Here is a 230-nt window from a genome sequence, read left to right on the forward strand (position 1 = left end):
ATCCTGCACGACCCACCAGATTCCCGGACGCTTAGCTCAGCCGGGAGAGCACCTCCCTTACAAGGAGGGGGTCACTGGTTCGATCCCAGTAGCGTCCACCAGATTTGATGTTTTGCTTATAAAACATACCCGGGTGGTTAGCTCAGCCGGGAGAGCACCTCCCTTACAAGGAGGGGGTCACTGGTTCGATCCCAGTACCACCCACCACTTTCGAGTGGCAAACCGATTAT

At 55.7% G+C, this 230-nt stretch carries 2 tRNA genes; both read left to right on the top strand.

The window, feature by feature from the left end:
* Positions 1 to 25: 25 nt before the first annotated feature.
* Positions 26 to 101: transfer RNA gene (locus C7I36_RS17110), tRNA-Val, on the top strand.
* Positions 102 to 131: 30 nt separating this feature from the next.
* Positions 132 to 207: transfer RNA gene (locus tag C7I36_RS17115), tRNA-Val, on the top strand.
* Positions 208 to 230 lie beyond the last annotated feature (23 nt).

Origin of the sequence: Zobellella taiwanensis, assembly GCF_003012795.1 — a bacterium.
GTDB classification, from domain to species: domain Bacteria; phylum Pseudomonadota; class Gammaproteobacteria; order Enterobacterales; family Aeromonadaceae; genus Oceanimonas; species Oceanimonas taiwanensis.